Below are 13,211 nucleotides of genomic sequence, written 5' to 3'. Positions count from 1 at the left end.
AAAAGCGTGAAGCCGGCACAGGGCCGGCTTCACGAAGACAGAACCAAGACTTATTTGGTGCCGAAGATCTTGTCACCGGCATCGCCCAGACCCGGGACGATGTAGCCTTTCTCGTTCAGGCCCTGATCGATGGAAGCGCAGAAGAGTTCCACATCCGGGTGAGCGGCTTCCAGCGCCTTGATGCCTTCCGGCGCCGCGACCAGTACCAGCACCTTGATGGACTGGCAGCCCTTCTTCTTGAGCAGATCGATGGTGGCGATCATGGAGCCACCGGTGGCCAGCATGGGATCGATAACCAGCGCCAGGCGCTCCTCGATGTTGCTGACGATCTTCTCGAAGTAAGGGACAGGTTGCAGAGTCTCTTCATCGCGGTAGATGCCGACCACGCTGACGCGGGCGCTTGGCATGTGCTCCAGCACGCCATCCATCATGCCAAGACCGGCGCGCAGGATGGGCACGACTGTGACCTTCTTGCCCTTGATCTGGTCAACTTCTACTGGCCCGTTCCAACCATCGATGGTAACTTTCTCGGTTTCGAAGTCAGAGGTCGCTTCGTAGGTCAGCAAACTGCCCACTTCTTTGGCCAGCTCACGGAAACGCTTGGTGCTGATATCGCCTTCGCGCATCAGCCCGATCTTGTGTTTGACCAAGGGGTGTTTGACTTCAACGACTTTCATTATTATCTCCTCAAACCGGCGCCAAAAAATCGCGGAATCATACAATAAAAGCCGCGGCTTGTAGAGCTTTTCCACGCAAAAACGCGCAAACGATTTCCTTTCTGCTTTTACCCGCCCACTGGTAGAATACGCCCCGAATTTTACCCTCCACTTCTTTATATGACGGGGAATACGCGTGACTGACAAAACCTCACTGAGCTACAAGGATGCTGGCGTGGATATCGATGCCGGCAATGCACTGGTTGAACGTATCAAAGGCGTGTCAAAACGTACTCGTCGTCCCGAAGTCCTTGGTGGTCTTGGCGGCTTTGGGGCCTTGTGTCAAATCCCTGCTGGCTACAAGGAACCGGTGCTGGTCTCCGGTACCGACGGGGTGGGCACCAAGCTGCGTCTGGCCATCGATCTCAAGAAGCACGACACAGTGGGCATCGATCTGGTCGCCATGTGCGTCAACGACCTGATAGTACAAGGGGCTGAGCCGCTGTTCTTCCTCGACTACTACGCCACCGGCAAGCTGGACGTTGACACCGCTGCCGCCGTGGTCACCGGGATTGGCGTGGGTTGTGAGCAATCCGGCTGCGCCCTGGTGGGCGGCGAGACCGCCGAGATGCCGGGCATGTATGAAGGGGAAGACTACGACATCGCCGGTTTCTGCGTCGGTGTGGTGGAAAAAAGCGAGATCATCGACGGCAGCAAGGTCGGCGACGGGGATGCCCTGATCGCCCTGGCCGCGAGCGGCCCCCACTCCAACGGCTTCTCCCTGGTGCGCAAGATTTTGGAAGTCTCCAAGGCCGACGTGCATCAGCCGCTGGGTGATACCACCCTGGCCAACGCCTTGCTGGAGCCGACCCGCATCTACGTGAAACCCGTGCTCAAGCTCATCAAGGAGTGCGAGATCCACGCCCTGTCTCACATCACCGGCGGCGGCTTCTGGGAGAACATCCCCCGCGTGCTGCCCGCCAACACCCAGGCGGTGATCGACGAGCAGAGCTGGCAGTGGCCGGCGGTGTTCAGCTGGCTGCAGCAGGCCGGCAACGTCACCCGCCACGAGATGTACCGCACCTTCAACTGCGGCGTCGGCATGATCATCGCCCTGCCCGCCTCCCAGCTTGAGAAGGCGCTGACCCTGCTCAAGGCCGAAGGGGAGAACGCCTGGCACATCGGCCATATCGCCAAGGCGGCCGATGGCGAGGAGCAGGTCATCATCCGATGAGCCCGATGACACGCATTCTGGTGCTGATCTCCGGCAGCGGCAGCAACCTGCAGATCATCCTCGACGACTGCGCCAACGGCAAGATAGCGGGCGAGGTAGTCGGCGTCATCAGCAACAAGGCCGATGCCTATGGGCTGGTGCGCGCCAAGGAAGCCGGGGTGGCAACCTCCATCCTGGCCCAGCAGCAGTTTGCCAACCGGGATGACTACGACCTCGCCCTGCAGGCGCTGATGGCTGACTACAAGCCGGATCTGGTGGTGCTTGCTGGCTTTATGCGGATCCTGAGCGCCCCCCTGGTGCGTCACTTCGCGGGGAGGATGATCAATATCCACCCCTCGTTGCTGCCGAAATACCAGGGCCTGCACACCCACCAGCGCGCCATCGACGCCGGTGATAGCGAGCACGGCGCCAGCGTTCACTTCGTCACCGAGGAGCTCGACGGCGGCCCAGTGATCCTGCAGGCTCGTGTGCCCATCTTCGAGGGCGATGATGCCAGCGACGTGGCGGCCAGGGTGCAAGCCCAGGAGCACAGCATCTACCCGATGGTGGTGCAGTGGTTCTGCCAGGGGAGGCTGCGGATGCAAGCGGACGCGGCCCTCTTGGATGGCGCAGTGCTCGGCCCGGCGGGTTATGCCAGCGAGTAGCGGAAACACCGAGATGTGAAAAGGGAGGCCTGTGGCCTCCCTTTTTTTGTCTTTTACAGTGCCGCTGACACAGGACTTAAACCGGTTCACGAGCTGTCGCGAGAAGCCGTCAGCAAGGTGAAGAGCAGCGCAGGAACCGGAGTGTATATGAATACATGAGGATTCCGAGCAGCACATGAGCCTTGATCACGGCTTCGCAGCAAGATCGTGGACGGGTTTAGACCGGATTATCGATGTCGATAAAGGTCACCTGCAACCCGTGTACGGTGGCAAGCCACTCCCCCAGCGCCTTGATGCCGTAGCGCTCGGTGGCGTGATGGCCGGCGGCGTAGAAGTGCATGCCCATCTCGCGGGCGGTGTGGATGGTCTGCTCGGAGGCCTCGCCTGAGATGAAGGCGTCTATGCCCTGCTCCGCCGCCAGGTTGATGTAGCTCTGTCCACCGCCGGTACACCAGGCCACGGAGCGGATAAGCTCGGGCCCCGTCTCACCACTGTACAGTGGAGTACGACCGAGCCGCTCTTCGATAAGTGCCGCGAAATCCGGCCCGCTCATGGGCTCCTCTAGCTTGCCCACCATGGCCACGCTCTTGCTGTTCCAGGGCTCGAGACCGCGGCGCACCTTGATGCCGAGCAGCTTGGCGAGCTGGGCGTTGTTGCCCACCTCGGGATGCACGTCGAGCGGCAGGTGATAGGCGAACAGGTTGATGTCGTGGGTCAGCAGGGTCTTGAGGCGACGCTGCTTCATGCCGGTGATCTGGGCCGGCTCACCGCTCCAGAAGTAGCCGTGATGGACCAGGATGGCATCGGCGTTGACCGCCACGGCCGCGTCGATCAACGCCTGGCTGGCGGTGACGCCGGTGACCACGTGGCGAATGCGCTCACGCCCCTCCACCTGCAAGCCATTGGGACAGTAGTCCTTGATGGCATGGGGTTCGAGCAGGTGGTTGAGCAGGGTTTCCAGTTTTCGATGAGAGATCATGAGGGTCTCCTAACAGGGCCAGCCCCCGCGGTTGCAGGCAACCGCCAGGGTCTTGGGATCAATCGTCAGGAGACCATGATAATCGAGCCGGGCCGCCAAGGCCATGGCACTCAGGCGGACAGCTCTATGCCCGCATCCCGCATCTGGGCCAGCTTGTAGCGCAGGGTGCGCGGGCTGATGCCGAGCCGGTCGGCGACGGCCTTGCGGCTGCCGTTGCACTCCTGCAGGGTGTCCAGGATGATCTGGTGCTCCTGCAACTTGAGCTCGCTGCCGAGATCGTCCCCGGCCGCCAGTCGCTCGAGCGGGCGCACCAAGGCTCCGTCCGTCTCCTCCAGGATCAGCTGAGCGGAGCCAATCACCCCGTCCGGGCTCAGGATCAGGGCGCGCTGTACCACGTTGTCGAGCTCGCGCACGTTGCCGGGCCAGGGGTGGGCCAGCAGGCGCCCACGGGCATCGTCCAGCAGCTGCGGCGCAGGCAGGCCCATCTGGCCAGCATGGAGCGCCAGCAGGTGCTCCGCCAGGGGCAGAATGTCGCCGGGACGCTCCCAGAGCGAGCTCCAGCGCAGGGGGAAGACATTGAGACGATAGTAGAGATCCTCACGGAACAGGCCGTCCTGCACCGCCTTCTTGAGATCCCGGTTGCTGGTGGCGATGACCCGCACATCGAGGGGGATCATCTTGCGACTGCCGAGCCGCTCAACTTCTTTTTCCTGCAACACCCGCAGCAGCTTGGCCTGCAGCCCCAGGTCCATCTCGGTAATTTCATCCAGCAGCAGGGTCCCGCCCTGGGCCTGTTCGAACTTGCCAGGGCACCCCTGCACGGCGCCGGTGAAGGCCCCCTTCTCGTAGCCAAACAGGGTCGCCTCCAGCATGTTCTCCGGAATGGCGGCGCAGTTGATGGCGACGAAGCTCTGCTCGGCGCGGCTGGAGTTGTCGTGAATGTAGCGGGCCAGCACCTCTTTGCCGGTGCCGCTCGGGCCGGTCACCATGACGGTGGCCTCGCTTCTGGCCACCCGGGTCGCCAGCTGGAACAGCTCGGCCGTCCTGGGATCCCCGTACACCACGGCCCGCTTCTCGACCTTCTGGGCCGGCACGTAGCGACTGACCTGGTTGAGCAGCACCTCGGGGGAGAAGGGCTTGGCGAGGTAATCGATGGCCCCCTCCCGCATGGCGCGCACGGCGCCATCGATGTTGGCATGGGCCGTCATCAAGAGCACGGGCACCTGGGGATATTGCTGGCGGATGTTGGCCAGCAGGGTCAGGCCGTCCATGCCCCCCATCTGAATATCCGAGATGACCATGTCGAAGCTCTGGCGCGACAGGGAGAGCAGGGCCCGCTCACCGCTGTCGGCTTCACGGCACTCGTAGCCGCCGAGCAACAGGGTATCCACCAGCGCCTCGCGCAGGCCATCATCATCTTCCACTACCAGGATACGGGCTTGGGTCATGCTAGGGCTCCCACGGCCAACCTGGCCTTATCGTTATTGATATCCGCGTTCATATTCACGCCTGCCCACAGGCGGGATCCGATATGGCTCATGCCACACCTCCAAGCCGCACCGCCTGCTGATGCAGAGGGAACGACAGGGTAAAGCAGGTGCCCTCACCGGGTACCGAGGCGACACCGACCTCCCCCTGATGAGCGCGCACCACGGATTGCACCACCGCAAGCCCAAGGCCGGTGCCCTGGGAGCGGGTGGTGAAGAAGGGTTCGAAGATCTGGTTGAGCAACTGGGCGGGCATGCCCTTGCCGTTGTCGAGCACGCGCAGCTCCACCCGGCCACCGCTGCGCACCGCGCTGATGAGCAGCGAGTTGGCACCGGCCTGCTGGGCGTTGGCGATCAGGTTGTTGATGGCGCCCGCCAGGGCATTGCTGTTGGCCAGCAGCCAGAGATCCGGCTCCGGCGCCTCCATCTGCAGTCTGCAGCCCTGCTGCTGGCAGAACGCCTCGGCGCCGGCCTGTACCTCCGCCAGCAGCCCCTGTACCGATACCGGCGCGACCACCTGGTTATCTCCGTTGCGAGCGAACAGCAGGATGTCGTTGATCTGTTTTTCCAGATCCTGGAGCCTCGCCATCAGCTTTTGCTGGAACTGGCTGCGGGACTCGGGCTTGAGGGTGCGGTTTGCGAGGTTGGCCGCATAGAGCATGGCGGCGGAGAGCGGGGTGCGGATCTGGTGTGCCAGCGAGGCAGCCATGTTGCCGAGGGCCGACAACCGTTTCATGTGGTTGACCCTGTCCTGCAGCTGGCGAGTCTCGGTGAGATCGGTGATGAACACCAGCTGACCGGGTTGATCCTGCAGCGGTTGGGTCGAGAGCTGAACGCGGCGTCCGTCCCGCAGGGAGATCTCGTGGCCGTCGTCCTCGCGGGGCTCGAAACAGCGATCGATGATCTGGCGCCAGAGTTGGCCCTGCAACGGTTCTCCCAGCAAGGCAAGGGCGGCCGGGTTGGCGCGGGTGATGCGCCCCTCCCCATCGAGCAGCAGCACGCCGGTCGGCAGTGCCTGGAAGATGGCGTAGAGCTGGCTCACCTCGTGAGACTGGAGCGGGTTGTCCTGCTGGGCGATTGTCATAAACCTGACCTCAAACTGGGTTTGGGATCAGGCTATTCAATTTCCATGCCATTAAAATAATTGATGTATATCAATGCATTAGACATCCGGTGTCAAAGCATTGACCTCAGGATCGGCTCAGGCTCTGTCACTAGAGGCCCTCGGCAGGGAGAGCCACGCAGGGTCCTTGCTCAGGATCTCGCAACCAGAGCCATGGCCGCGGTTCAAATATCCTTGCTCATGCCGTATTTTTTCATCTTCTCCACCAACGTGGTGCGGCGCATGCTGAGCAGATCGGCGGCGCGGGCCACCACCCCCTCCTGGGACTCCAGGGCCTGGCGGATCAGCTCCACCTCGAGATCGGCCAGCATCTCCTTGAGATTGACCCCCTCCTGCGGCAGCTGCATGGGGAGAGACATACCGCTGCTCGGCTCCGGCTCGAGGGGGGTCTGGAACACGGCGGCCAAGGCATCGCGCTCGTCCATCTCGGTGAGTCGCTCGTCGCGCGGCTCGCAGGGCAGCAGGCGATAACGGCTCGGCAAGTCCACCACATCGACGATCTGGTTTGGATAGAGGATCAGCAGCCGCTCGATGAGGTTCGACAGCTCGCGCACGTTGCCGGGCCAGGGGTACTGCATGATGGATTCCATGGCGCGCTGGGTCAGGCGGATGATCCCCCTGTGCTGCTCGGCATGGCGATTGAGCAACTCCTGCAGCAGCAGGGGGATGTCGTCGGCACGCTCGCGCAGGGGCGGCGTCTCGATGGGGAAGACGTTGAGGCGATAGTAGAGATCCTCGCGGAACAGCTGGGTGCGGATCATCGCCTCCAGATCTCGGTGGGTCGCCGCGATGACGCGCACGTCCGCCTGCACCGGCTTGCCGCCGCCCACTCTGTCGAACAGGCGCTCTTGCAGCACCCGCAGCAGCTTGACCTGCATCGGCAGCGGCATGTCGCCAATTTCGTCGAGGAACAGGGTGCCCCCCTGTGCCAGCTCGAAGCGGCCGCGACGGGCGGCGATGGCACCGGTGAAGGCACCCTTCTCGTGGCCGAACAGCTCGCTCTCCAGGAGCTCAGCCGGAATGGCGCCGCAGTTGATGGGCACGAAGGGGCCGCTGCTGCGAGAAGAGAGTTCGTGAATGGCGCGGGCCACCACCTCCTTGCCGGTCCCGGACTCCCCCAGGATCAGCACGTTGGCGTCGGTTTCCGCAACCTGACCGATGAGGCGACGTACCTCCTGAATGCCCCTGCCCTTGCCCACCAGCAGCCGCAACAGGGTCTGGCCCTTGTCGTGCAATTGCTGGCGCGGGTGCAATGAGATGAAGGCCTGGCAGAAATGCAGGTGACGCGTCAGCGACTCATAGGTGAAGGGGGCGTCACTGCCACCGATGAAGTTGCTGTTGGGGTGACTGGCCTCGATCAGGGAGAGGAAGGGGATCCGGGGGAAGGCGGCGAGCAGCTCGCCGAGGGGGCGCTCCTGCAGCTCGCCCGTCAATATCCCTTGCAGCGGGCCGGAGGATTCGATGGCCACATCGAGCTCGGGCTCGGCCACCTCCTGCCAGGGGATCCCCATGAACGAAAGCACTGTCCCCAGCTGCTGGCGCCGCTGTTCATCGGCATCGACAATCAATACCTCCATTGCCATCCTCTCCATCCTTTTCTGCACCTGAAGCCAAACTGTTGTTTTTTTCGTGCTTAATATGGCTAGCCATGCACGTTATAAGGGGCACAAAGTGCCAAAATAATGGCGGATTGTCAAAATTTGTCGCGCCCGCGACAGCGGGCCGGGACGGCGATCACAATCCACACATCGTAGTCATTTCTTTGTCATTGACGGGAGGCGGAAAAACCGCCGAGTCAGAGGAAAACCTAGGAGAGAATGGCTCCGGTCGCAACCGGAGCCAGAAGCGGACTCAGTGTTTGAGCTGACCGTGGGGGGCGGCGTAACGGCACTGGGGGAAGCGGCTGCAGGCCAGGAACAGGCGACCGACATGGGGGCCCTTCTTGGCCTCCCGCTCCACCAACGGGGCATCGCAGCGAGGGCAGTGCGGCGTGGCAGAAGGCTGATCCTCCTCCTCGTCCAGGCTGCCGAACAGGTTGTCCACCAGCTCGGGATCCGGCTCGGCGAGTCCCGGCTTAGGGGCTTGCGGCACCGAGGCGACCGGTGCTTGCCCCCCATGGCGCGGCTCGCTCAGATCCACGCCATCGAGCAGCAGCGGGCTGAAGGTGGGCTCGCGGCGCTCCCCTGGCAACAGATCCTCGACCAGGGGAGAGGCCTTGCTCAACAGCGGCAACAGCTGCTCGCGCAGCTCTTCCACCTGATAGTGGCTGCTGGCCGGGATCTGCAACAGGGGCAGACCCGCACCGTCACAGGCTTCTTTGAGGAACAGATCCCGCGCCTTGCGCTTCTGGTGGCGGTGGGAGCTGTCATCGAGTTCGATGGCGCAGAGGAAGGAGAGATCCGCCGGATGGCAGAGCAGATAATCGAAGTGCTTGGCACTGATCCGGTTGAAGGCCTGCTGCCACTTGCTCTTGCCCATACGCGCTTGCGGGGTCAGCACGTCGGCGACCCGCACCTTGGCGAAGACCCGCGCCTTGTCGCCCACCGCCAGATCCAGCACCCCGAGGAAGGAGCGCTCGGCCGGACTGAACAGGGTCTCCTGCAGCTCATAGGGCGATACCTTGCCTTTCTTGCCTCTGCCCCAGACGATCGCCAGCAGGAGCAGTACCAACAACACCAATCCCGATACGACAAGGCTATTCATAAGCGCAGATCCCATTCACAAGACATATCCTGTTCACAAAACATGGAGAAGAAGGGGCAACACTCTAGCACGGGGGGGCCGGCACAGGCAGAGCAGAAATGAAGCCCTCCTCCCTGCCTTAGTGTTTTTTCACCATTTTTGCGCGAGGCGGGGCTTCATATGGCCTGCCGCAGCAGGCACAATGAGGGTGGAACCCACTCACAGGAGAGCAGGATGCAAAAGCAATTGGTCGTCACCGTCATCGGAGCAGACAAGCCCGGCATCGTCGAGAGTCTGGCGCATACCATCACCCAGCAGCAGGGTAACTGGCTGGCCAGCTCCATGAGTGAACTGGCAGGACAATTTGCCGGCATTTTGCACGTGAGCGTCCCCGATGAGCACTACCGCAGCCTGTGCGAGGCACTGGTGATGCTGCCGGGTCTGACCGTGAGCTTCGCCGAAGGCCAGCTCAGCCAGGAGCCCGCCCGCCAGATGATGCTGACCGTCACCGGCAACGACAGGCCCGGCATAGTCCACGAGGTGGCCAGCATACTGCGTCAACTCAACATCAACGTCGCCGATCTCACCACCGGCTGCGAGCCCGCGCCCCACTCGGGTGCCCCCTTGTTCTACGCCCATGCCCTGGTCGCCTTGCCTCCCCAGCTCGAGCAGGACGATCTGGTCGCGGCGCTGGAGTCCCTCTCCGATGATCTCGTCGTCGACATCGATCAAGACCTGACCGAATAGTGCCGGCCGTCATAAAATTGTCATGGTTTGACGCCATAACTGCCGCGCAGACGCAACCTGATCACAGAGGCACCAGATGAGCACCGACAAGCAGTATGAAGAGAAAGAGCTGAGTTGGCTCTCATTCAATGAACGGGTGTTGCAAGAGGCGATGGACAAGACGGTCCCCCTCATCGAGCGGGTCCGCTTCCTCGGGATCTTCTCCTCCAACCAGGACGAGTTTTTCAAGGTACGGGTCTCGGACGTCAAGCGCCGCATCCTCATCAACGAGGTGCACGGGGGCGACGACGAGGCCAAGGTGCTGCTGCGCGCCATCCAGCAGAAGGTGATGGCCCTCGGCGAGGCATTCGACAACACCTACAAAGAGCTGCTGATCGCCCTCGCCCGCCACAACATCTTCTTGGTCAACGAGAGCCAGATCTCCGACTCCATTCAGCAGTGGCTGCGGGTCTTCTTCCGGGAGAAGGTGCTGCGCCACATCATCCCTATACTGCTGAACAAGGAAGTCAACCCGGTCAAGTTCCTCAAAGACGAGCACACCTACCTCGCCATCGAGATGAAGAAGGGTGGCCAGGTGATCCAGTACGCCCTGGTGGAGGTGCCGACCGACGATCTGCCCCGCTTCTTCCAGCTGCCGCCGGAGGGGACCCGCCGCAAGAAACAGATCATCATCCTGGATAACGTCATCCGCTTCTGTCTCGACGAGATCTTCAAGGGCTTCTTCGACTACGACGAGATAGCGGCCTACGCGGTCAAGCTGACCCGGGATGCGGAGTACGATCTCTCAGACCAGCTCGACCTGAGTCTGGTGGACAAGATGAGTGACGGCTTGAAGCAGCGCCTCACCGCCATGCCGGTGCGCTTCGTCTACGAGCGGGAGATGCCCGCCGCCATGATAAGCTTCCTCAAGCTCAAGCTGCAGATCAGCTCCTACGACGCCATCATGCCCGGCGGTCGTTATCACAACTTCAAGGATTTCATCGGCTTCCCCAACGTGGGCCGGGACTATCTGGAAAACCCCAAGCTGCCGGCCCTCGATTGCCGCGACTTCGACGGCTTCGTCAACGCCTTCGACGCCATCACCAAGCAGGACATTCTGCTGTATTACCCCTATCACAAGTTCCACCATTTCACGGAACTGGTGCGTCAGGCAGCCTTTGATCCGGCGGTGAGCGCCATCCGCATCAATATCTACCGGGTCGCCAAGAAGTCGCGCATCATCCACTCCCTCATCGACGCCGCCAACAACGGCAAGAAGGTGACTGTTGTGGTGGAGCTGCGCGCCCGCTTCGACGAGGCGGCCAACATCGACTGGGCCAATATCCTGACCGATGCGGGGGTCAAGGTGGTGTTCGGGGTGCCGAGCCTCAAGATCCACTCCAAGCTCTGCCTGATCACCCGCCACGAGCACGGCGAGGCGGTGCGCTACGCCCACATCGGCACCGGCAACTTCAACGAGAAGACCGCCAAGATCTACACCGACTTCTCCCTGCTGACCCGCCACCCGGACATCACCGCCGAGGTGGAGGGGGTGTTCGAATACATCGAATATCCCTACCGGCGCTACAAGTTCAACCACCTGCTGGTCTCCCCCATCAACAGCCGCCGTCAGCTCTATCGCCTCATCGACGCCGAGCTGGCCAACGCCAAGGCGGGCCAGCCGAGCGGCATCACCCTCAAGATCAACAACCTGGTGGACAGGGACCTCATCAACCGTCTCTACGCCGCCGGTCAGGCGGGGGTGCCGATCCAGATGATCATCCGCGGCATGTGCGCCCTGCGCCCGGGGGTGCCGGGGCTCAGCGAAAACATCCAGGTCATCAGCATCATCGACCGCTTCCTCGAGCACCCGCGGGTCATGGTGTTCCACAACAGGGGCAACCCCCAGCTGTTCATCTCCAGCGCCGACTGGATGAGCCGCAACATCGACGGCCGGATCGAGGTGGGTACCCCCATCTACGACGAGCGCCTCAAGCAGCGCATCCTGGACATCCTCCAGCTGCAGCTCAGCGACACCTGCAAGGCAAGGGTCATCGATGCAAACCAGAGCAACGAGTACGTGAAGCGGGGCAACCGCCGCAAGGTCCGTTCTCAGGTTGCGATTTACGATTATCTCAAACGCATAGAGTCAAACCATGGACAATAGTCTGTACGCCGCTGTCGATCTGGGCTCGAACAGTTTTCACATGGTCATCGCCCGCCTCAATGAGGGACGGATGCAGATCGTCGATCGCATCAAGGAGCGAGTCCGGCTGGCGGAGGGGATGGACGAGCAGCGCCGCATGTCGGACGAGGCCATGGCGCGAGGCCTCGATTGCCTCGCCCTGTTCGCCGAGCGGCTGACCAACATCAAGCCGGATCAGATCCGCATCGCCGGCACCTACACCCTGCGCCGTGCCAGCAACGCCCGTGACTTCGTGCGCGAGGCGGCCCTGGTGCTCAATCACCCCGTCGAGATCATCAGCGGTCAGGAAGAGGCCCGCCTCATCTATCAGGGGGTGGCGCACACCCAGCATATCGAAGGCCAGGTGCTGGTGGTGGACATCGGTGGCGGCAGTACCGAACTCATCATCGGCGAGGGGTTTGACCACAAGGCCCTCACCAGTCGCAAGATGGGCTGCGTCAGCTTCACCCAGAGCTTCTTTGGCAACGGCAAGCTGAGCGAGAAGGCCATCAACAACGCCGTGCTGGAGGTGCAACATCAGCTCGCCCCCATCGTCAACCAGTACCGCAAACTCGGCTGGCAGAGCTGCCTCGGCAGCTCAGGCTCCATCCGTACCGTGCGGGACGTGTTGCAGGGGGAAGGCTGGACCGATGGCAGCATCACCCTGGCGGGGCTTGAGCGGCTCAAAGAAGAGATGCTCAAGCACAAAAAGGTCGAGCAGCTCAAACTCGCCGGTTTGACCGAGGAGCGCCAGGGGGTATTCGCCGCCGCCGTGGCCATACTGCTCGGCCTCTTCACCTCCCTGCCCATAGAGCGGATGGAGTATTCCGACGGTGCCCTGCGCGAAGGTCTGCTGTACGAGTTCGAAGAGAGGCTGCAGCATCACGACATCCGCGAGCGCACTGCCCTTGCCCTCATCAGCCACTACCGCATCGACAAGCGCCAGGCGGCCCGGGTCGAGCAGACCGTGCTCTCCCTGTTCGATGCCCTGAGCGAGCCCTGGCAGATGCCCATCGAGCCCTATCGCGCCATCCTCGGCTGGGCGGCGCGGCTGCACGAGATTGGGCTCGCCATCAACTACAGCGGCATCCACAAACACTCCGCCTACATATTGCAAAACACCGACCTGCCCGGTTTCAACCAGGACGATCAGGCCCTGCTGGCAGCTCTGGTGCGTTTCCAGCGCAAGGGGCTCAAGCTCTCCGAGCTGCCCGCCCTGCCCAACCACGACGAGCAGACGGTGCTGCGCTGCATCCGCATCCTGCGCCTCGCGGTGGCGGCTCACCACAGACGCCAGGACAACCTGCTGCCCCCGTTGAAGGTGTTGGCCGCAGGGGATCAACTGGTGGTTACCCTGCCAACCGAGTGGTGTGAGGATAACCGCCTGCTGATGCAGAACCTGGAGAAGGAGCACCGTTATTGCCAGGAGCAGGGCTGGCCCCTGTTGTTCCAGCTGAGCTGACCGCTCCTGCATGAAAGAAAGAGGCAGCCCATG

General features: G+C 62.3%; 11 protein-coding genes. 5 read left to right on the top strand and 6 right to left on the bottom strand.

From position 1 onward, the window contains the following. Window positions 1–50: 50 nt before the first annotated feature. Window positions 51–677 carry a uracil phosphoribosyltransferase gene (upp, locus tag BN1124_RS06525; protein WP_005302745.1) on the bottom strand — a complete coding sequence of 209 codons (627 nt, stop codon included), beginning with the start codon at window positions 675–677 and terminating at the stop codon, window positions 51–53. Between the two features lie 175 nt (window positions 678–852). On the opposite strand from upp, the gene purM reads away from it, so the two are divergent. Together purM and purN are read left to right on the top strand one after the other, a co-directional pair. After that, window positions 853–1,890 carry a phosphoribosylformylglycinamidine cyclo-ligase gene (gene purM, locus BN1124_RS06520; protein ID WP_033131151.1) on the top strand — a complete coding sequence of 346 codons (1,038 nt, stop codon included), beginning with the start codon at window positions 853–855 and terminating at the stop codon, window positions 1,888–1,890. Between the two features lie 5 nt (window positions 1,891–1,895). Next, entirely contained in the window at window positions 1,896–2,534 is a 639-nt protein-coding gene (gene purN, locus BN1124_RS06515) for a phosphoribosylglycinamide formyltransferase (RefSeq protein ID WP_042640880.1), read from the top strand. A gap of 217 nt (window positions 2,535–2,751) precedes the next feature. On the opposite strand, the gene BN1124_RS06510 is transcribed toward purN, so the two are convergent. The 5 genes from BN1124_RS06510 to BN1124_RS06490 all read right to left on the bottom strand — a co-directional run bounded on the left by BN1124_RS06510 (window position 2,752) and on the right by BN1124_RS06490 (window position 8,826). Continuing rightward, complete coding sequence (locus BN1124_RS06510) at window positions 2,752–3,513, bottom strand: Nif3-like dinuclear metal center hexameric protein (RefSeq protein ID WP_042640208.1); 762 nt, start codon at window positions 3,511–3,513, stop codon at window positions 2,752–2,754. A gap of 110 nt (window positions 3,514–3,623) precedes the next feature. Continuing rightward, entirely contained in the window at window positions 3,624–4,961 is a 1,338-nt protein-coding gene (locus tag BN1124_RS06505; RefSeq protein WP_042640207.1) for a sigma-54-dependent transcriptional regulator, read from the bottom strand. Between the two features lie 88 nt (window positions 4,962–5,049). Next, window positions 5,050–6,084, bottom strand: a complete 1,035-nt coding sequence (locus BN1124_RS06500) for a sensor histidine kinase (protein WP_042640206.1) — start codon at window positions 6,082–6,084, stop codon at window positions 5,050–5,052. Window positions 6,085–6,287: 203 nt separating this feature from the next. After that, window positions 6,288–7,706 carry a sigma-54 dependent transcriptional regulator gene (locus BN1124_RS06495; protein WP_042640205.1) on the bottom strand — a complete coding sequence of 473 codons (1,419 nt, stop codon included), beginning with the start codon at window positions 7,704–7,706 and terminating at the stop codon, window positions 6,288–6,290. A 268-nt stretch (window positions 7,707–7,974) separates the two neighbouring features. Continuing rightward, the gene (locus tag BN1124_RS06490) at window positions 7,975–8,826 is read right to left on the bottom strand and encodes a DUF2726 domain-containing protein (RefSeq protein WP_042640204.1); all 852 of its coding nucleotides are present in this window, start codon (window positions 8,824–8,826) and stop codon (window positions 7,975–7,977) included. A gap of 213 nt (window positions 8,827–9,039) precedes the next feature. Between BN1124_RS06490 and BN1124_RS06485 the strand changes: the two genes are divergently transcribed. From BN1124_RS06485 to ppx, 3 genes are all read left to right on the top strand, one after another. Then, window positions 9,040–9,552, top strand: coding sequence for a glycine cleavage system transcriptional repressor (locus BN1124_RS06485; protein WP_042640203.1), 513 nt, complete (start codon window positions 9,040–9,042; stop codon window positions 9,550–9,552). 76 nt (window positions 9,553–9,628) lie between these two features. Then, window positions 9,629–11,698, top strand: a complete 2,070-nt coding sequence (gene ppk1, locus BN1124_RS06480) for a polyphosphate kinase 1 (RefSeq protein WP_042640202.1) — start codon at window positions 9,629–9,631, stop codon at window positions 11,696–11,698. Next, complete coding sequence (ppx, locus tag BN1124_RS06475) at window positions 11,688–13,178, top strand: exopolyphosphatase (protein ID WP_042640200.1); 1,491 nt, start codon at window positions 11,688–11,690, stop codon at window positions 13,176–13,178. Before ppk1 ends, ppx begins: the two co-directional genes overlap by 11 nt. Window positions 13,179–13,211: the final 33 nt, after the last annotated feature.

The sequence above is a fragment of the Aeromonas eucrenophila genome, from assembly GCF_000819865.1.
In the GTDB taxonomy this organism is placed as follows: domain Bacteria; phylum Pseudomonadota; class Gammaproteobacteria; order Enterobacterales; family Aeromonadaceae; genus Aeromonas; species Aeromonas eucrenophila.
Note: the sequence above shows the minus strand (reverse complement) of the source record. Positions and strands in the feature narration are given on the sequence as shown.

Coding starts and splice junctions, on each gene's coding strand:
- upp (WP_005302745.1), bottom strand. CDS start 677: ATGAAAGTCGTTGAAGTCAAACACCCCTTGGTCAAACACAAGATCGGG.
- purN (WP_042640880.1), top strand. CDS start 1,896: ATGACACGCATTCTGGTGCTGATCTCCGGCAGCGGCAGCAACCTGCAG.
- BN1124_RS06510 (WP_042640208.1), bottom strand. CDS start 3,513: ATGATCTCTCATCGAAAACTGGAAACCCTGCTCAACCACCTGCTCGAA.
- BN1124_RS06505 (WP_042640207.1), bottom strand. CDS start 4,961: ATGACCCAAGCCCGTATCCTGGTAGTGGAAGATGATGATGGCCTGCGC.
- BN1124_RS06500 (WP_042640206.1), bottom strand. CDS start 6,084: ATGACAATCGCCCAGCAGGACAACCCGCTCCAGTCTCACGAGGTGAGC.
- BN1124_RS06495 (WP_042640205.1), bottom strand. CDS start 7,706: ATGGCAATGGAGGTATTGATTGTCGATGCCGATGAACAGCGGCGCCAG.
- BN1124_RS06490 (WP_042640204.1), bottom strand. CDS start 8,826: ATGAATAGCCTTGTCGTATCGGGATTGGTGTTGTTGGTACTGCTCCTG.
- BN1124_RS06485 (WP_042640203.1), top strand. CDS start 9,040: ATGCAAAAGCAATTGGTCGTCACCGTCATCGGAGCAGACAAGCCCGGC.
- ppk1 (WP_042640202.1), top strand. CDS start 9,629: ATGAGCACCGACAAGCAGTATGAAGAGAAAGAGCTGAGTTGGCTCTCA.
- ppx (WP_042640200.1), top strand. CDS start 11,688: ATGGACAATAGTCTGTACGCCGCTGTCGATCTGGGCTCGAACAGTTTT.